We start from the raw sequence: 18,005 nt of genomic DNA on the forward strand, positions 1-18,005 counted from the left end.
CCGTACCGCTGCCTACTACGTGAGCCGTCACCGGGATGTGATCGGCGGAGTCCGCGAAAACCAGATCGACTCCGGCCCCACCGGTCAGAATCGCGGTCGCCACCGCGCTCACGTAGACCGGATCGCAGCAAGCGTCGTACACCCACCGCTCGCCCAGTACCGAATGATCCATGGTTGCGATCAGCGCAGTCTCCGCCCCGTCCAGCGGAGCACCACGATAAGTGAGCGGGACCTGAAGAATTCGACCGTCGGCAGAGCGGAGCAGATGCGTCTCGACTCCGACCTCGCCGTCCGGGTCGTCGAAACGATAGGCGTCGACGCGTTCGAGCGTCGAACAGTCGACCGACCTGATCCATGGCTGCTTGGGCACCCACGCTCGGAGCAGGTCGTTCTTGGACGGATTCAGCTGCGCACGATGAATGATGGCCACCACGGCCACATTACGCGGCGAAGGATGGTGCAGCGTCAGGTCAGGATCGTGCGAATCACCGCATCAGCGAGCAGGCGGCCACGGTCGGTGAGAACCACGTGATCGTTCTCGATCACGGCCAACCCGTCGACTACCACCTGTTCGGCCGAAAGGCGTTCGGATGCAGACAGTTCCGACAACGGAAGTCCCGTACGCAACCGCGCGGTCAACATGACGCGCTCCATGTGTTCGTCCTCGGCGGTCAGTTCTTCGCTGCCGCCGACGGGAAGTTCACCGAGGGCCAACTGTTCCGCGTACCGTGCCGGGTGCTTGACGTTCCACCACCGCACTCCGCCGACGTGACTGTGCGCGCCCGGTCCGGCGCCCCACCAGTCACCACCGTCCCAGTAGCCGAGGTTGTGACGGCACCGGGTGTCACCGGAGTCCGCGGTTTCCGCCTTTGCCCAGTTGGAGACCTCGTACCAGTGCAAGCCGGCCTCGGACAGGCGTGAATCGATTCGTTCGTATCGTGAGGCCAGCACGTCGTCGTCCGGCGCGGGCAGCTCGCCGCGCCTGACCTTGCGAGCCATGGCGGTGCCGTCCTCGACGATCAACGCGTAGGCCGAGACGTGGTCGACATCGGCGGAGAGAACCGCGTCGAGTGAGGCGTCCAGATCTTGGTCTCGCTCCCCCGGCGTTCCATAGATCAAATCCAAGTTCACGTGCGAAAAACCAGCTGCGCGAGCCTCTTTCGCGGCAGCGACGGCGCGGCCGGGAGTGTGGGTGCGGTCGAGGATCTTCAGGACGTGCTGAGCCGCGGACTGCATGCCGAGGGAAATGCGGGTGAATCCCGCACTGCGGAGAGCGTCGAAGAATTCCGGCGACGTCGATTCGGGGTTCGATTCCGTGGTCACTTCGGCGCCGGACGCCAAGCCGAAGCTGCTGCGAACCGCCGACAGCACGTCGGACAGCCCGTCGCCACCGAGCAGCGACGGCGTTCCACCGCCCACGAACACCGTCTCTGCCGCCGGGGCGCCCGTCATCTCGGCCGCGAGATCGAGTTCGCGTCGCAGACCCTCCAGCCACGACTGCGGCGACGCCGAGGTTCCGAGCTCACCGGCCGTGTAGGTGTTGAAATCGCAGTACCCACACCTGGTGGCACAGAACGGGACGTGGATGTAGATCCCGAACGGCCGTTTCCCGACACCCTCGAGCGATCGCGCGGGCAAGGCGAAGGGGGTCGCCTCGCTCTGTCGAGTGGGAGTCGTGCTGGTGGCATTCACGCCTCCAGTGTCCCAGCATCCGGAACGCACACCTATTCAGCCTGCGATGCAGGTCGGCGCGTGGCCTGAACTCGATATTTCCCCCGTTTTTCGTGGAAATATGCGCCCGAGTCGGAATTATCGAGTTGACGTGGCACAATGGTCCGCATGACCGGACTCGGAGTGCGACTTGTGGCGCGTCGCCATGTCGACTTCAAGCGTGTGTGCAGCTCGTCGTGTCTGCACCTGTGTAGCTGTTGATCTTTCACTGATCTTCCAGCCTTTCCCGCTCATCTCCATCTGCTTCACCGAAACAACTCTCTGCAGAGACACGTCGTTTCAGAGATACAGCTTCTCCAGCTGTTCGTTTTCGTGAGCACACCTGCCGGCCGCGAGCTTTCCGAGACCGAGGACAGCCCCCTCGATTTCCGACACGGACCGGTGCGTCCCGATCAGACACCGCCACAGTTCGTCGATAGTGCGTGCCGCGTGCCGATCAACCGCCCAGATCCAGGAGTTCATCGATGACGTCGACCACCGACGCCGCCACACCCGCCGATTCGGCAGCACCTGCCGAAGCCCGGCCCGCACGCGCTGCGCGTCCCGCCAAGCGTCGCGCCGAAGGTCAGTGGGCCCTCGGTTACCGCGAGCCGCTCAACGCCAACGAGCAGGCCAAGAAGGACGACAACCCGCTCAACGTTCGGGCCCGCATCGAGAACATCTACTCCAAGCAGGGCTTCGACAGCATCGACAAGGGCGACCTTCGCGGCCGCTTCCGCTGGTGGGGTCTCTACACCCAGCGCGAAGAAGGCTACGACGGCACCTTCACCGGCGACGAGAACATCGACCTGCTCGAGGCCAAATACTTCATGATGCGCGTGCGTTGCGACGCCGGCGCTCTCAACGTCGAGCAGCTGCGCACCATCGCCGGCATCTCGAAGGAATTCGGCCGGAACACCGCCGACCTGTCCGACCGCGAAAACGTCCAGTTCCACTGGATCGAGGTCGAGAACGTTCCGGAGATCTGGAAGCGGCTCGAAGCCGTCGGACTCAAGACCACCGAAGCGTGCGGTGACTGCCCCCGCGTCGTCCTCGGTTCTCCCCTGGCCGGCGAATCGCTCGACGAGGTCCTCGATCCCACCCCGGCGATCGACGAGATCGTCCGCCGCTACATCGGCGACCCCAAGTACTCCAACCTGCCGCGCAAGTTCAAGACCGCCATCTCCGGTCAGCAGGACGTCGTTCACGAGATCAACGACATCGCCTTCATCGGCGTGAACCACCCCGAACACGGCCCGGGCCTCGACCTCTGGGTCGGCGGCGGACTGTCCACCAACCCGATGCTGGCGCAGCGCGTCGGCGCCTGGATTCCGCTCGACGAGGTCCCCGATGTCTGGGAGGGTGTCGTCTCGATTTTCCGTGACTACGGCTACCGCCGTCTGCGCGCGAAGGCAAGGCTCAAGTTCCTCATCAAGGACTGGGGCATCGAAAAGTTCCGCGAGGTTCTCGAGACCGAGTACCTCGAGCGCCCGCTCATCGACGGCCCCGCGCCGGAGAAGCCCAAGCGCCCGATCGACCACGTCGGCATCCAGAAGACCCGCAACGGCCACAACGCAGTCGGCTTCGCTCCGATCGCCGGCCGCGTCTCGGGAGACATCCTGGCTCAGGTCGCCGACGCCGCGGAGAAAGCCGGCAGCGACCGGATCCGCTTCACGCCGTACCAGAAGCTGATCATCCTCGACGTCGCCGACGAGACCCTCGAGCCGCTCATCGCCGATCTCGACGCGCTGGGCCTTCCCGCCCGTCCGTCGCACTGGCGCAAGAACCTGATGGCCTGCTCCGGCATCGAGTTCTGCAAGCTCTCGTTCGCCGAGACACGCAAGCGTTCGCAGGTGCTCGTGCCCGAACTCGAACAGCGTCTCGCCGACATCAACAGCCAGCTCGACGTGCCGATCACCATCAACATCAACGGTTGCCCCAACTCCTGCGCTCGCTCGCAGATCGCCGACATCGGCTTCAAGGGCCAGCTCGTCGACGACGGTGAGGGGAATCAAGTCGAGGGTTTCCAGGTTCACCTGGGAGGCAGCCTCGGATTCGACAGCGCCTTCGGACGCAAGCTGCGCCAGCACAAGGTCACCAGCGTCGAGATGGGTGACTACATCGACCGCGTCGTACGTCAGTTCGTCAAGAACCGCAACGAAGGTGAACGGTTCGCCGAATGGGCAGTGCGCGCAGACGAAGGAGATTTGCGATGACAGTGGACATTTCGCGAGCAACCGCCGACGAGCTTCGGTCCATCGCCGAGCGCGGTGCCGTAGAACTCGACGGAGCCAGCGCACAGGAACTGTTGCAGTGGACCGAGGACACGTTCGGTGACTCTTACATTGTTGCGTCGAACATGCAGGATGGTGTGTTGGTTCACCTTGCCGCACAGGTGCATCCGGGCGTCGACGTACTCTTCCTCGACACCGGCTACCACTTCCCCGAGACCATCGGCACGCGTGACGCGGTCGAGCAGGTCTACGGCGTCAACGTCATCAATGCACGCGCGCTGGCAAGCGTCGCCGAGCAGGATGTCGCCGAGGGCAAGGATCTGTTCGCCCGTGATCCCAACCGCTGCTGCGCATTGCGCAAGGTCGCACCCCTCAAGCAGACACTGTCCGGCTACAGCGCGTGGGTGACCGGCATCCGCCGCGTCGAAGCGCCCACTCGCGCCAACGCTCCCCTGATCTCCTTCGACGACGCCTTCGGCCTCGTGAAGATCAACCCGATCGCTCCGTGGTCGGACGAGGAGATGCAGAACTACATCGACACCAATTCCATCCTCGTCAATCCTCTTGTCGACGAGGGCTATCCGTCCATCGGCTGCGCACCCTGCACCAGCAAGCCAGCCCCCGGCAGCGATCCGCGTAGCGGTCGTTGGGCCGGTGCCTCCAAGACAGAATGCGGGTTGCACGCATCATGACAGTTGACTTGACACTTTCACGTCCTCAGCTCGACGGCACACAGTTCGATACTCTCGACGCCCTCGAGTCCGAAGCGATCCACATCTTCCGAGAGGTGGCCGGCGAGTTCGAACGCCCGGTCATTCTCTTCTCGGGCGGTAAGGACTCCACCGTGCTGCTGCATCTGGCGATCAAGGCCTTCTGGCCTGCGCCGCTGCCGTTCACCCTGCTGCACGTCGATACCGGCCACAACCTGCAGGAAGTTCTCGACTTCCGCGACCACGTCGTCGCCAAGTACAACCTGCGCCTGCACGTGGCCAGCGTCGAGGAGTACATCGCGGACGGTCGCCTCACCGAGCGCCCCGACGGTATCCGCAACCCGCTGCAGACCGTTCCGTTGCTGGACGCGATCTCCGAGAACCGCTTCGACGCCGTCTTCGGTGGCGCTCGCCGCGACGAGGAGCGCGCCCGCGCCAAGGAGCGGATCTTCTCGCTGCGCAACGCTTTCGGCCAGTGGGATCCCAAGAAGCAGCGCCCGGAACTGTGGAACCTCTACAACGGTCGCCACTCCCCCGGCGAGCAGGTGCGCGTCTTTCCGCTCAGCAACTTCACCGAGCTGGACATCTGGCGTTACATCGCCCGCGACAACGTCGAACTCGCCAGCATCTACTACGCCCACCAGCGTCCGGTGTACCAGCGCGACGGCATGTGGATGACCCCCGGAGTCTGGGGTGGTCCGGCTGACGGCGAAGAGCTGCAGACCCTTTCGGTGCGTTACCGCACCGTCGGCGACGGTTCGACCACCGGTGCTGTTCTCTCCGATGCGGCTGACAACGAAGCGATTCTCGCCGAGGTTGCGGCATCACGTTTGACCGAGCGCGGCGCGACCCGTGGCGACGACCGAGTTTCCGAAGCGGCCATGGAAGACCGCAAGCGAGAGGGCTACTTCTGATGAGCGATCTGCTCAGACTGGCAACTGCCGGCAGCGTCGACGACGGAAAGTCCACACTCGTGGGCCGCCTGTTGTACGACACGAAATCCGTTCTCGCCGACCAGATCGACGCCGTGACCCGTGCGTCGGTGGACCGCGGTCTCGACACCCCTGACCTGTCGCTCCTGGTGGACGGACTGCGCGCCGAGCGTGAGCAGGGCATCACCATCGACGTGGCGTACCGCTACTTCGCGACCCCCAAGCGCACATTCGTGCTTGCCGATACACCGGGCCACGTGCAGTACACCCGCAACACGGTCTCCGGCGCCTCGACGGCTCAGCTCGTGATCCTGCTGGTCGATGCTCGCAAGGGCGTCATCGCGCAGACTCGTAGGCACGCAGCGGTTCTCGCGTTGCTCGGTGTCCCGAAGCTCGTTCTCGCCGTGAACAAGATCGACCTCGTCGAGAACCCCGAAGAGGTCTTCACCTCGATCTCCGCCGAGTTCAACGAACTCACCAGCTCACTGGGCTGGGCAAGCGAAGACGTCGTCGAGATCCCGGTATCGGCACTGCACGGTGACAACGTCGCCATCCGCTCCGACAAGACCCCGTACTACACCGGCCCCACGCTGATCGAGCACCTCGAGTCGATTCCGGTCGACGCCGAGCCGCATCGCGTCGGCCTGCGTTTCCCGGTGCAGTACGTGATCCGTCCGCGTACCGCCGAGTTCCTCGACTACCGCGGATACGCCGGCCAGGTTGCCGCCGGTTCCGTCGTACCCGGCGACGAAGTGGTGATCCTGCCCTCGGGTACGCGCACCACCGTCACTCGTATCGACACGGCCGACGGCGAACTCGACGTCGCCCACGCGGGGCGCAGCGTCACGCTGATCCTGGCCGACGACGTCGACGTCTCTCGCGGCGACACCATCGCCTCGCCGTCTGACGCACCCGAGCCGATCGGCGAATTCGACGCCACCGTCTGCTGGTTGGCCGAGAAGTCGCTGCGCCCCGGCGCACGTCTGCTGCTCAAGCACGGCACGCGCACGACGCAGGCCATCGTCGGCAGCTTGGTGGAGCGCTTCAACGAGCAGGATCTCACCACGGATCAGGGCCCGGATACTCTCGAGCTCAACGAGATCGGCAAGATCTCGATCCGCGTGGCCGAGCCGATCGTGGCCGACGACTACGCAGTGAACCGCCACACCGGCAGCTTCCTGTTGATCGATCCCGCTGGTGGAAACACTCTCGCAGCCGGCCTGGTCGGCGACGTCATTTCCGCTGTCGAATTGGGCGAGCGCGTTTAAGTCGATGGTTCCGCTCATTGCTGTTGCGCACGGCAGCCGTGATCCCCGTTCTGCTCGGGTGATCGCGGCTGCCGTGGCGGCTCTTCGTGAAGCCCGGCCAGACCTCGATGTCCGCCTGGCGTTTCTCGATCTCAATGCACCGTCCATCGATCAGGTCCTGGACGGAGTTGCACACGACGGCCACACTCACGCCGTTGTTGTTCCGATGCTGCTGGGCAACGCCTTCCACGCTCGGGTAGATCTGCCCGGGCTCTTGGCCGCTGCCGCGACACGCCACCCCCAACTGACCGTGTTCCAAGCAGACGTACTAGGTCGCGATGCTCGGCTTATCGAGGCAGTGCGCGAGCGAATCCTCGAAGCGGGCGCCCGGCCGGACGATCCGTCGGTCGGTGTCGCTCTTGCGGCAGTCGGCTCGTCCGACGCACGTGCCAACGCCGCGACCGCAGAACTGGCGTCCACTCTCCTGAGCGGAACCAACTGGTCGGGCGTTCGAATCTGTTTCGCGACATCCGCGGAACCAACAGTTGCCCAGGCGATCTCCGCTCTCGAGCAGAACGGCGCCGAACGCGTTGTCGTCGCACCCTGGTTCTTGGCTCCCGGCCTACTGACCGACCGGCTCAGCGCTGCAGCAGCAACGGTATGTCCGCGCGCGCGTTTCGCCGAAACGATCGGTGGGCACTCTCTACTGATCGAAACGATGATCGACCGTTACCGACAAGTCGCTGATGCACTACCCGACCGTCTGGTCCGCTCCGCCTGATCCGGTTTCACAGGCCGTTATCAGATTGTTACCGTAGTGTTGGATCTGTCCAGCCTGCGAAGGTTCATCCTTCGCCTGCGAAACAGATCTTTGGGTGCAATCCCCTCAGAGCGCCGCGAGAGGGAACACCATCACTCACAATCTTCGCCTCGGCACAGCCGGCACCGCCTGGGTCCTGTCGGTGCTCTACCTGCTTGTCGAGATCTTCACGGCCGGAGCCTGGAAGACGCCGTACAGCTTCGCGCGTGACTCCATCAGTTCGCTGGGCGTGACGACATGCAGCGTGGATTCGTGTTCGCCGATGCACGACGTCATGAACGCGGCCTTCATGATCCTCGGTGCGCTCACCATCCTCGGTGCAGCCTTGCTGCACAAGTACATTCCGGACGGTCGTGCGAAAAAGTGGATTCTCGGCCTTGCCGTCGTCGTTGCACTGAGCACCGCGGCTACCGGCCTCTTCCCGGCCAACGACGGGACCTTCGTTCACTGGACCGCAGTACTTCCCGGCTTCGTCGCCCGTCATGCCGTTCTCGTCCTCATGGCAATTCAATTCTGGAAGCACAGCAAATGGATCGCAGTATGGTCGGGACTGTGCGCGGCCACCGGAATCGTCGGCGCCGTACTGCTTCTCGGACGAACACTCACTTTCGGCTTGGGTGAACGCTTGACGCTGTACCCGCTGCCGATGTGGATGGCAGTCACCGGCGTCGCAGCCCTGCTCGCGTTGATGCGCCGAACCGTGTTGAAGAACGTGGAATTGACACTGCCCGGTAACGGATTCATCACCGCTCTGTTGTCGTTGCGCCCGCGTCGAACTCGCGCAGCAGTGCCTACCGACGTTCTCGCACCGCGGGAGCTGACGAGTTTGTAGCGCACCCGGGGTGACCAGGGACACACTGGTAGGGAGGCGACGCGAGGAGACTTCCATGACCAGTGCATCTGTTCGACACGGAATCGTGGCCGGCATCGACGGCTCGGCAAGCGCGGTCAACGCCGCGAGGTGGGCAGCATCGGCTGCAAAGAGATTCGACGAACCATTGCGACTGACCCACGTTCTGCCGGGACAACCCGAGTCAGGTGGCGGTACCAACGTCACCGACGAAGAGATGTTCGACCATCACCTTCGCGTCGAGGGTGCAAAGTTACTCGACGAGGCCGAGGACGCCATTCGCGACGATCACACCGACGTCACCGTCGAACGCGGCCTCGTGACCGGCACTCCCGCAACCACACTCGTCGAACTTTCGAAATCCGCTCGCATCGTTGCACTCGGTCAGGCCGGTACCAGCGAAATGCAATCGGTGTTTCTCGGTTCCGACACCATTCGGGTGGTCAACCGGGCGCACTGTCCCGTGGCGGTGTTCCGCGGTACCGGCGAGCACGCGGTAGCCGACATCAGGCCCATCGTCGTCGGCGTCGACGGAAGCAAGCTAAGCGAACTCGCCGTCGCGCATGCTTTCGAGTTTGCCGCGTTCCTCGGCGCTCCCTTGGTTGCGGTTCACACCTGGAACGAGCACGCCTCGCTCGGCGGGTACTCCGAAGCCAGGCGCTTCGTCGACTGGGGACCGTACGAACAGCATGAGCACGCTCTGCTGTCCGAGTGCCTCGCCGGCTGGACGGAGAAGTACCCCGATGTCGAAGTCACCCGGAGTGTCCAGCGCAGCGGACCGATGAAGGCACTGCTCGAGCACTCGGCGGAAGCGCAACTCGTAGTCGTCGGTAGCCACGGCCGCAGCCCGTTCATGGCGTCGATAGTCGGATCGACCAGTCAGAGCCTCATCCACCACGCCCAATGCCCGGTCCTCGTCTGCCGAGAGGGCTGAACTGGTCTCGCTGTTGCCCGGCCCCCACCTCTGAGCGAACGGCACTTTCGGCGCCATCAGGAGACCGAAAGTGCCGTTCGCTCAAACAGGAGTGGGGGTGAAACAGGTCAAACAGGGCTAGCGGTTCATACCTGGCCGACGACGCTCACCGTCACCGGCTCCTGCTCCGGCCTCACCACCGGAGTCTCCGGCAGATCCGGCACCCGAGTAGCCCGGGCGTAGACCGTCTCCCCCGCCTCGAGGTGCAGAGCTGCACTGTCACCGCGGGTGACCTGAGCCGAGAACAACTCACCGGTTGCCTCGTTGCGCAGGTCCACTCGAACCTCGAAGCCGAGGTAGACGACGCGCTCGACGGTGGCGCGTGTGACGCCCAGGGACTCGGCCGTTCCGGACTCCTGAGCGAGAGCCATGCTCGGATCGCGGCCGAGGCGGATGTCGTGCGGACGAACCAGCTGCCCGTTGAGCTTCGCGACGGATCCGAGGAAGGACATCACGAAGTCGTTGGACGGGCGGTCGTACAGGTCGGCTGGTTCGCCGATCTGCTCGATCCGACCCTTGTTCAGCACCGCGATACGGTCTGCCACGTCGAGAGCCTCCTCCTGGTCGTGGGTGACCAGAACGGTGGTGACGTGCACCTCGTCGTGCAGACGACGCAACCAGGTGCGCAGGTCGGCACGAACCTTCGCGTCGAGCGCGCCGAAGGGCTCGTCGAGCAGAAGCACCTGCGGGTCGACAGCCAGAGCGCGCGCCAACGCCATGCGCTGACGCTGACCACCGGACAGCTGCGCCGGGTACCGATGCTGAAAGCCGTCGAGGCCGACGATCCCCAGTAGTTCGTTGACCTTCTTCTCGATCTCCGGCTTCGGGCGCTTGCGGATCTTGAGCCCGAACGCCACGTTGTCCCGCACCGTCATGTGCTTGAACGCCGCGTAGTGCTGGAACACGAAACCGATGTCTCGCTTCTGCGGCGAGACGCCGGTGACGTCCTTGCCTGCGATGGTGATGGTTCCCGAATCGAGTTCTTCGAGCCCTGCGATCGAACGCAGCAACGTCGACTTTCCCGAGCCACTGGGCCCGAGCAATGCCGTCAACGAACCCGAGGGAATGTTGACCGTCACGTCGTCGAGCGCCGCGAAATCACCGTAGTTCTTGCGGGCCCCGGTCACTGTGATCATGTGGTGCTCCTCTTACGGTCCAGCAGCGTCATCAGCAACAGGACAATGATGGCGATGCCCATCAGCAGCGTTGCCGCCGAATACGCACCAAAGGTGTTGTGGTCGTCGATGTATCGCGAATGCACCAGCAATGTCAGTGTCTGGGATACCCCGGGGAAGCCGGAAGAGACCATGATGACTGCGCCGAATTCACCGAGCGAACGCGCCACCGTCAACACGATTCCGTATGTCAGGCCCCAGCGGATCGCGGGCAAGGTGATCCGCCAGAACGTCTGCCAGCCCGAGGCACCGAGCGTCGCGGCAGCTTGTTCCTGCTCGTCGCCGATCTCGTGAAGTACGGGTTCGACTTCCCGGACGACGAAGGGCAGCGTCACGAAAATCGTCGCGATCACCATGCCGGGCAAACCGAAGATGACCTTGAACCCCAACGATTCGATGCCGCCGAACCAACCGTTGGCACCCCACAGAAGGATCAACGACACACCGACGACGACGGGCGAGACTGCGAAGGGCAGGTCGACCACCGACTGCAGTACGCCCCGCCCCGGGAAACGCCCACGCACGAGCGCCAGAGCCGTGACCACACCGAACACGACATTGATCGGGACCACGATCGCCACGATGATCAGCGAAAGATTCAGCGCGGAGATCGCTGCCGGCGTCGTGATCGATTCGAGGAACGGGCCGATTCCGTTTTCGAACGTTCGCGTCAGGATCACGCCGATCGGCACGACCAACAACACGAACAGGTAGACGAGAGCGATGGTCCGCAGACCGATCTTCGATCCTCTGGACACGTTCATCGGGAACTCTCCTCACGTCGCTGTCCCCGCGAAGCGAAGATTCGCAGGACGAACAGCGTCACGAATGCGATGGCCAGCAACGCTACTGAGACAGCAGCGGCGTTGGTAGGCCGATCGATCTCGATCTGCTGCTGAATGAACTGCGACGTCATCTGCGTCACGCGCGGAATGTTGCCGCCGATCAGAACGACCGAGCCGTATTCACCGATCGCGCGGGCGAACGCGAGTCCCGCGCCGGAGATGACGGCAGGCGCCAGCGTCGGAAGAACGACCGAGCGGAAGATCGTCCAGTTGGAAGCGCCCAAGGACGCAGCGGCCTCCTCGACTTCGCGGTCGACCTCCATCAGCACCGGCTGCACCGAACGGACGACGAACGGCAAGGTCACGAAAGCCAGAGCCACGATCAGTCCGGGCTGGGTTGCGTTGAGGTGGATGTCGATCGGCGACTGCGGTCCGTAGAGGGACAGCAACACGATCGACGCCACGATGGTGGGTAGCGCGAACGGCAGATCGATCATCGAGTTGACGATGCGCTTGCCCGGGAAGTCGTCCCGGACCAGCACCCACGCGATGATCGTGCCCATCACGACGTTGATCAATGCCACGATCACCGAGACCAACAACGTCACGCGCAACGACGCCAAGGCGACGGGTGCGGTGATGGCGTCCCAGAATCCGGAGATCCCCTCGTCGAACGCGGTGGCGGTCAACGCGGCGAGCGGAAGCAGAACGATCACGGAGAGCCACAGGGTGGCCACTCCGATTCCGAGCGGCCCCACACTCCCCGTGACCCGCGCGAGTTTTCGCCGACGAGCCACGGGGGTGGGGTCAATAGTGTCAGTCACGTCAGTCTTACTTGGTCGCGTTGTCGTAGATCACTGCGATCGAACCGGTGTCCTTGGTGAACAGAGCGCTGTCCACGGCCTTCCAGCCGCCGAGGTCTGCGATGGTCCACAGCTTGGTCGGCTCGGGGAACTTGTCGGTGAACTTGGCAGCGACGGCGGGATCAACGGGACGGAATCCTGCTTCGGCCCAGAGCGTCTGACCCTCGGTCGTGTACAGGTAGTCCTTGAACGCGGTCGCCTTGTCGAGGACCTTGCTGTTCGAGATCACGGCAACCGGGTTCTCGATCTTGAAGGTCGTGGGCGGGGTGACGTGCTCGACCGGGTCGCCGTTGCCTTCGATGAACAGTGCCTCGTTCTCGTAGCTGATCAGAACGTCACCGCTGCCCTGCAGGAAGGCTTCCGAAGCCTCGCGTCCCGACTTGGGCTGGATCTTGACGTGATCGTTGACCAAGGCGGTGACGTAGTCGAGACCCGCCTGCGGGTTCTTGCCACCGTCGCTCTTGGCGGCGTACGGCGCCAAGAGGTTCCACTTGGCCGAGCCGGAGCTGAACGGGTTCGGCGTGACGACCTCGAGGCCGGGCTGAAGCAGGTCGTCCCAGTCCTTGATGTCCTTCGGGTTCCCCGGACGCGTCACGATGGTGACTACCGATCCGAACGGAATTCCGTTGTAGGCGTCCTGGTTCCAGTTCTGATCTACCAGACCGGCATCGACCAGGCGGGTGATGTCGGGCTCGACGGAGAAGTTGACGAAGTCTGCCTCGGCGCCGTCCTTCACCTTGCGCGACTGGTCGCCCGAGGCGCCGTACGAAGGATTGAAGTTGACGTTCTTGCCCTCGTCTGTCGCCTGGAAGGCTGCGGTGAGCTTGTCGAAGCCGGGCTTCGGCACGGCGTAGGCGAACAGGTTGATCGTGCCGGCGCTACCGTCGCTGGCGGCGCTGTCACCACCCACGGTGTCGCTCGAGCCACCACTGCACGCTGTGAGTACCACGGCCCCCATGGTCGCGATAGCAGTGAGAAGTGTGCGGGAACGGCGTTTCATTGCAGATACCTTCCTGAAAGGACTGACAAACGAGGGTTGGTCAAACGACAAGTCCGAGACCTCTGGGGCTGATTCCATCGGGATGTTCAGACATGGAGAGCCGACGGGCAATGAGCCCTGAATCGGGGGCGCGAGTTACACGCAGAGAAGTTCGAGTGGGGTGCGCAGCACCACCGGAGAGGTCGAACTCAGGAAATCAACAACAGGCGACGTCAGCGACGTCGAGCATGCCGACAGCAATCAACGCCAACTGGTGGCGGATTACGGGAGCTGTTGCTTCGGACACGCGGTGGACTTTAGCAGAGCACCAGCGCCCGCTCTAATCGGGAGAACTAACGGGTGAGAAGCCACGCGACGATCACGAGGAGAATCAGGGCTATCAGGGCGAGAGTGACCCGTGAGCGGGGCATCAGCTTTCCTCTACTTCTCGAGAATTCCTACGCAACCAGCCGAAGAGCGGCAGAGCGAGAACGGCGGCCAACGCGCGATCCAGACCGATGGCCACCAGGCGGCACAGCGGAACGACGACGATCAGGACCAACGCGACCTGCGGGATGAACGGGAGCCCCGCCATCCACAGCTCGAAGCTGTCCCACCAATCCGCTATCCGATCCACGCCAACACCCTATCCTTCGGACGATACGGTCCCGACAGCGTGTGGATTGGACGTGTGTCGATTCTGGCCGGATGATGGCCGAATGAGTGCTGACGACGAAGTGGTGCAGACTATTCCTCCCGCCTCCACGGGTCACCATCGAAGCAACTTTCCCCCTATCGACGACTACGCGTTTCTTTCCGATTGCGAAACCTCGTGCCTGATTGCCCGTAACGGATCTGTCGAGTGGATGTGCGTTCCCCGCCCGGACTCCCCCAGCGTGTTCGGTGCCATCCTCGACCGCAGCGCAGGCCATTTCCGCATCGGCCCGTACGGCCAGAACGTCCCGGCCGCCCGACGCTATCTGCCGGGTGGACTCATTCTCGAGACCACCTGGCAGACCGAGACCGGCTGGCTCGTCGTACGCGACGCCCTGGTTCTCGGTCCTTGGCACAACGTCGACAAGCGATCGAACACCCACAAGCGCACACCCACAGACTGGGATGCCGAACACACCCTTCTCCGTACGGTCAAATGCGTCAGCGGCACCGTCGAACTCGAGATGAGCTGCGAGCCCGCGTTCGACTATCACCGCGGCACGGCGAATTGGGAGTACACCGGAAAGGTCTACGAGGAAGCAACGGCAACGTGTCGCTCCGCCAAGCCCGGAGACCACCCAACTCTGCGCTTGACCACTGACCTACGACTGGGTTTGGAAGGTCGTGAGGCACGGGCCCGGACGCGACTGGTCGAAGGCGACAACGTGTACGTCGCGCTCTCGTGGTCGGATCTTCCCGCGCCGCAGACGTTCGACGAGGCCGCCGACAAGATGTGGCAGACGTCCAAGTCGTGGCGCGAGTGGGTGACGATCGGCAAGTTCCCCGATCACCCGTGGCGCGGATACCTGCAGCGCAGTGCGCTCACACTCAAGGGCCTCACCTACGCCCCGACCGGAGCCTTGCTCGCGGCATCGACGACCTCGCTTCCGGAAACACCAGGCGGAGAACGTAACTGGGACTACCGCTACGCGTGGGTTCGCGATTCCACCTTCGCACTGTGGGGTCTCTACACGCTCGGGTTGGACCGTGAGGCCAACGACTTCTTCAACTTCATCTACGACGTGTCGAGTTCGGACAACGGTCAGCCACATCCCTTGCAGGTGATGTACGGCATCGGCGGCGAGCGCACACTCGAGGAATCCGAACTCAACCATCTCTCCGGATACGACGGTGCCCGTCCGGTGCGCATCGGCAACGGCGCATTCGATCAACAGCAGCACGACATCTGGGGCACCATGCTCGACTCGGTGTATCTCCACATCCGTACCCGCGAGCGTGTCCCCGAAGCGCTGTGGCCGCTACTCAAGAAGCAGGTCGAAGAAGCGATCAAGCACTGGCGCCAACCCGACCGTGGGATCTGGGAGGTGCGCGGTGAACCACAGCACTTCACGTCGTCGAAGATCATGTGCTGGGTCGCACTCGATCGCGGCGCCAAGCTGGCGGAGATGCAGGGCGAGAAGAGCTTTGCGCAGCAATGGACGGCCATCGCGGACGAGATCAAGGCCGACATCCTCGCGCACGGTGTCGACTCACGTGGAGTTCTGACACAGCGGTACGGCCACGATTCACTCGACGCGTCGCTCTTGTTGGCACCGCTGCTGCGCTTCCTGCCGGCCGACGATCCGCGCATCCGGGCGACGGTGCTGGCGATCGCCGACGAGCTCACCGAGGAGGGGTTGGTCCTGCGCTATCGCGTCGACACCACCGACGACGGTTTGAGCGGAGAGGAGGGCACGTTCACCATCTGTTCCTTCTGGCTCGTCTCCGCCCTCGTCGAGATCGGCGAACTGGATCGGGCAAAGCATCTCTGCGAGCGTCTGCTCGGGTTCGCGAGCCCGCTCAAGCTGTACGCCGAAGAGATCGACGCCCACACCGGTCGCCATCTGGGTAACTTCCCGCAGGCGTTCACACACCTGGCGCTGATCAACGCCGTGGTCCACGTGATCCGCGCCGAGGAAGCTGCCGAAGCCGGAGCTTTCCAGCCCGCGCACAACGCGACCTAGACCCCCTGCTGTGCGCCTTTATTAACCGCCCGCGGTTAATAAAGGCGCACAGCAGTGCTAGCCGGCTACCGCTTCGAGCTGCGGCGTTATCGATTCGAGCGAGTACTTCAGCGACAGCGACGACGGAGTGTTCAACCCGGCGACAGTCGGATAGTCGACGATCGCCAGACCGCCACTCTTGACTGCGGGTAGGTCGGCGAACCCCGGCAGCTTCATCATGTCTTCCAGCGTTCCGCCGTTCGGCAGTAACACCACGACGTCGGCGCTCAGAGCGTCGACCCGTTCAGGGCTGAGCATCAGCCGGCCACCGGTAACGCCCGCCTCTTCGACGAGCTTGGGCGGCAACGACATTCCCAGGCTAGTGAACAATCCCGATGCGCCGTCCTTGGGATCGGCGACGATCACCAACTGCGACGTCGGGAAGACGTACTGCGACAGAAGCGCCGTCTTGCCCTTCAGGCCTGGCAGCCGCTGCGCGAGCGCATCGATCTGCCCGCTTGTCGCCTCGACGATCTCGTCGGCGCGCGACTCCTTGTCGAGAACTCGACCGAGAATCTCGACCTGGTCCTGCCACGGATCGACCTGGACGTCGGACAGACCGGCAATTGTCGGAGCGATCTTGCTCAACTGGTCGAAATCGTCTTGATCGGCGACGGAGAACCCGCCGAGAATCAGATCGGGATCCAATGCTGCAATTTCTTCAGCTTTGAGCGGGACACCGAACTGCTGGATCGCCGAGCGATCAAGTTCCTTCGCCGACGCGTCCACGCCGCTCTCCCACGGGAACAGGCCACGCTCGTCGCCCATCGGGCCGGCAGCCAGGTACCCCACCGGCTGGATTCCGAGTTCGAGCAGAGCGTCGAGCCACTGGGTGTCGGCCGCGACGATACGCGTCGGCGTCCCGGTGATCGTGGTGGCGCCGAACTTGTGATCGATCGTGGTGACCCGACCGTCCGCGATCTCGTCGGCGTCCGAGGACGAACATCCACTGATACCTACGACCAGTGCTCCCAAGAGAGCCACCGCCGAGAACTTCATCGCACGCACGAAAATACTCCTCCACTAGTTAGTAGAGGCTTACCTTCTCATATGGGACCCGGCTGTGTCCGACCTTGCTTTCAGGCGAAACGAGAGAGCAGACGCTCCGCATCCGCGCCGATGCGTCGAACCACATCGCCGGCCGGATGGGTTCCGTGCACGAGTCCGACAGCTTCTCCGGCATAGACGACTCCGCTGTGCGGATCCGACGGGTCGTACGCCTGTGCCAGCGTTTCCTCGTCGGCGTCGACTCCGTGCCACGCGGCAGTGAACTCGTTGGCCACCGCGCGGCCACCCCACCGCTGCGGCCACGGTTGACTGCGCGCTCGGTCGAATACCGAGGTGTAAATCGTGTCCGCACTTCCGGCTTCGACGACGCGGTCGCGGGCATAGTCCGGCCCGACCGTCTCCGGGCTGGCGAGCAGCGCCGTTCCGATCATCACGCCTTCGCCACCGGCTGCCAGGACGGCGGCCAAACCGCGTCCGGTTCCGATTCCGCCGGCTGCCAGCACCGGAAGTGATGTCGCTTCGAGGATCTCTTGCAGCAGCGGCAAGGTGCCGATTCGGCCCGTGTGGCCGCCTGCCTCACCGCCTTGCGCGATCACAGCGTCGACACCTGCGGCCTCGACAATGCGAAGGTCCGCGAGCGTATTGATCTGTGACACAACGGGAATGCCCGCATCGTGGATTCGTCCGACATACGCGGCGGGATCACCGAACGACAAGGTGATCATGGTCGGCTCGACGGCAATCGCAGCGTCGAGCATCAACTCGTTCTCGGGCAGCGACCACGTCATCAGGCCGACGCCGAATTTTCCGCCGATCGAGCGGGCCACTTCGGCTTCGGCCTCGATCCACTCCGGTGTGTTGTACCGGGCCGCACCGAGCAGACCCAACCCACCGGCCGCCGAAACAGCTCCGGCGAGCGCGCCGCCCGCGCGACCACCCATGGGCGCCCCGAGAACCGGGATTTCGATTCCGAACTCTCGGGACAACCAGGTGGTGACCATG

General features: G+C 63.7%; 18 protein-coding genes. 8 read left to right on the plus strand and 10 right to left on the minus strand.

Annotation, left to right across the window (positions count from 1 at the left end; all coding sequences use genetic code 11):
• Nucleotides 1-430: CG0192-related protein (locus ABX74_RS06005; RefSeq protein WP_223257845.1), on the minus strand; the 430-nt coding region annotated here is incomplete at its 3' end.
• 35 nt (nt 431-465) lie between these two features.
• Nucleotides 466-1,692 (minus strand): radical SAM family heme chaperone HemW, encoded by a 1,227-nt coding sequence (hemW, locus tag ABX74_RS06010; protein ID WP_019749029.1) that lies wholly within the window; start codon nt 1,690-1,692, stop codon nt 466-468.
• A 503-nt stretch (nt 1,693-2,195) separates the two neighbouring features.
• On the opposite strand from hemW, the gene ABX74_RS06020 reads away from it, so the two are divergent.
• The 7 genes from ABX74_RS06020 to ABX74_RS06050 all read left to right on the plus strand — a co-directional run bounded on the left by ABX74_RS06020 (nt 2,196) and on the right by ABX74_RS06050 (nt 9,437).
• The gene (locus ABX74_RS06020) at nt 2,196-3,926 is read left to right on the plus strand and encodes a nitrite/sulfite reductase (protein ID WP_020908197.1); all 1,731 of its coding nucleotides are present in this window, start codon (nt 2,196-2,198) and stop codon (nt 3,924-3,926) included.
• On the plus strand, nt 3,923-4,636 hold the full coding sequence (locus tag ABX74_RS06025) for a phosphoadenylyl-sulfate reductase (RefSeq protein WP_047888427.1): 714 nt from the start codon (nt 3,923-3,925) through the stop codon (nt 4,634-4,636). The genes ABX74_RS06020 and ABX74_RS06025 overlap by 4 nt, the downstream gene beginning before the upstream one ends.
• Nucleotides 4,633-5,568, plus strand: coding sequence for a sulfate adenylyltransferase subunit CysD (gene cysD / locus ABX74_RS06030; RefSeq protein WP_020908199.1), 936 nt, complete (start codon nt 4,633-4,635; stop codon nt 5,566-5,568). The genes ABX74_RS06025 and cysD overlap by 4 nt, the downstream gene beginning before the upstream one ends.
• The gene (locus ABX74_RS06035; RefSeq protein ID WP_020969973.1) at nt 5,568-6,854 is read left to right on the plus strand and encodes a sulfate adenylyltransferase subunit 1; all 1,287 of its coding nucleotides are present in this window, start codon (nt 5,568-5,570) and stop codon (nt 6,852-6,854) included. Before cysD ends, ABX74_RS06035 begins: the two co-directional genes overlap by 1 nt.
• Before the next feature lie 4 nt (nt 6,855-6,858).
• Nucleotides 6,859-7,614, plus strand: coding sequence for a sirohydrochlorin chelatase (locus tag ABX74_RS06040; protein ID WP_020969974.1), 756 nt, complete (start codon nt 6,859-6,861; stop codon nt 7,612-7,614).
• Nucleotides 7,615-7,708: 94 nt separating this feature from the next.
• The gene (locus ABX74_RS06045) at nt 7,709-8,485 is read left to right on the plus strand and encodes a DUF998 domain-containing protein (protein ID WP_020908202.1); all 777 of its coding nucleotides are present in this window, start codon (nt 7,709-7,711) and stop codon (nt 8,483-8,485) included.
• A 55-nt stretch (nt 8,486-8,540) separates the two neighbouring features.
• Nucleotides 8,541-9,437: a universal stress protein gene (locus tag ABX74_RS06050; RefSeq protein ID WP_047888428.1), complete on the plus strand. Its 897-nt coding sequence runs from the start codon at nt 8,541-8,543 to the stop codon at nt 9,435-9,437.
• 125 nt (nt 9,438-9,562) lie between these two features.
• Here ABX74_RS06050 and ABX74_RS06055 read toward each other — a convergent pair whose 3' ends face one another.
• The 6 genes from ABX74_RS06055 to ABX74_RS06075 all read right to left on the minus strand — a co-directional run bounded on the left by ABX74_RS06055 (nt 9,563) and on the right by ABX74_RS06075 (nt 13,915).
• Nucleotides 9,563-10,612, minus strand: coding sequence for a sulfate/molybdate ABC transporter ATP-binding protein (locus tag ABX74_RS06055; RefSeq protein WP_047888429.1), 1,050 nt, complete (start codon nt 10,610-10,612; stop codon nt 9,563-9,565).
• Nucleotides 10,609-11,415: a sulfate ABC transporter permease subunit CysW gene (gene cysW, locus ABX74_RS06060; protein ID WP_003944503.1), complete on the minus strand. Its 807-nt coding sequence runs from the start codon at nt 11,413-11,415 to the stop codon at nt 10,609-10,611. The genes ABX74_RS06055 and cysW overlap by 4 nt, the downstream gene beginning before the upstream one ends.
• Nucleotides 11,412-12,260, minus strand: a complete 849-nt coding sequence (gene cysT, locus ABX74_RS06065) for a sulfate ABC transporter permease subunit CysT (RefSeq protein ID WP_019749039.1) — start codon at nt 12,258-12,260, stop codon at nt 11,412-11,414. Before cysT ends, cysW begins: the two co-directional genes overlap by 4 nt.
• Before the next feature lie 7 nt (nt 12,261-12,267).
• On the minus strand, nt 12,268-13,299 hold the full coding sequence (locus ABX74_RS06070) for a sulfate ABC transporter substrate-binding protein (RefSeq protein WP_047888430.1): 1,032 nt from the start codon (nt 13,297-13,299) through the stop codon (nt 12,268-12,270).
• A gap of 196 nt (nt 13,300-13,495) precedes the next feature.
• Nucleotides 13,496-13,585 (minus strand): Ms4533A family Cys-rich leader peptide, encoded by a 90-nt coding sequence (locus tag ABX74_RS30815; RefSeq protein ID WP_309599318.1) that lies wholly within the window; start codon nt 13,583-13,585, stop codon nt 13,496-13,498.
• A gap of 123 nt (nt 13,586-13,708) precedes the next feature.
• A complete protein-coding gene (locus ABX74_RS06075; RefSeq protein ID WP_003944489.1) occupies nt 13,709-13,915 on the minus strand; it encodes a hypothetical protein in 207 nt (68 codons plus the stop codon).
• An 82-nt stretch (nt 13,916-13,997) separates the two neighbouring features.
• Here ABX74_RS06075 and ABX74_RS06080 point away from each other — a divergent pair, with 82 nt between their 5' ends.
• Complete coding sequence (locus tag ABX74_RS06080) at nt 13,998-15,956, plus strand: glycoside hydrolase family 15 protein (protein ID WP_003944557.1); 1,959 nt, start codon at nt 13,998-14,000, stop codon at nt 15,954-15,956.
• Nucleotides 15,957-16,013: 57 nt separating this feature from the next.
• On the opposite strand, the gene ABX74_RS06085 is transcribed toward ABX74_RS06080, so the two are convergent.
• Nucleotides 16,014-16,994: an ABC transporter substrate-binding protein gene (locus ABX74_RS06085; RefSeq protein ID WP_223257846.1), complete on the minus strand. Its 981-nt coding sequence runs from the start codon at nt 16,992-16,994 to the stop codon at nt 16,014-16,016.
• Between the two features lie 80 nt (nt 16,995-17,074).
• Nucleotides 17,075-18,004, minus strand: coding sequence for an NAD(P)H-dependent flavin oxidoreductase (locus ABX74_RS06090; protein ID WP_029255656.1), 930 nt, complete (start codon nt 18,002-18,004; stop codon nt 17,075-17,077).
• Between the last annotated feature and the right edge of the window lies 1 nt (nt 18,005).

The organism is Rhodococcus sp. ARP2, from assembly GCF_001029585.1.
GTDB classification, from domain to species: domain Bacteria; phylum Actinomycetota; class Actinomycetes; order Mycobacteriales; family Mycobacteriaceae; genus Rhodococcus_F; species Rhodococcus_F erythropolis.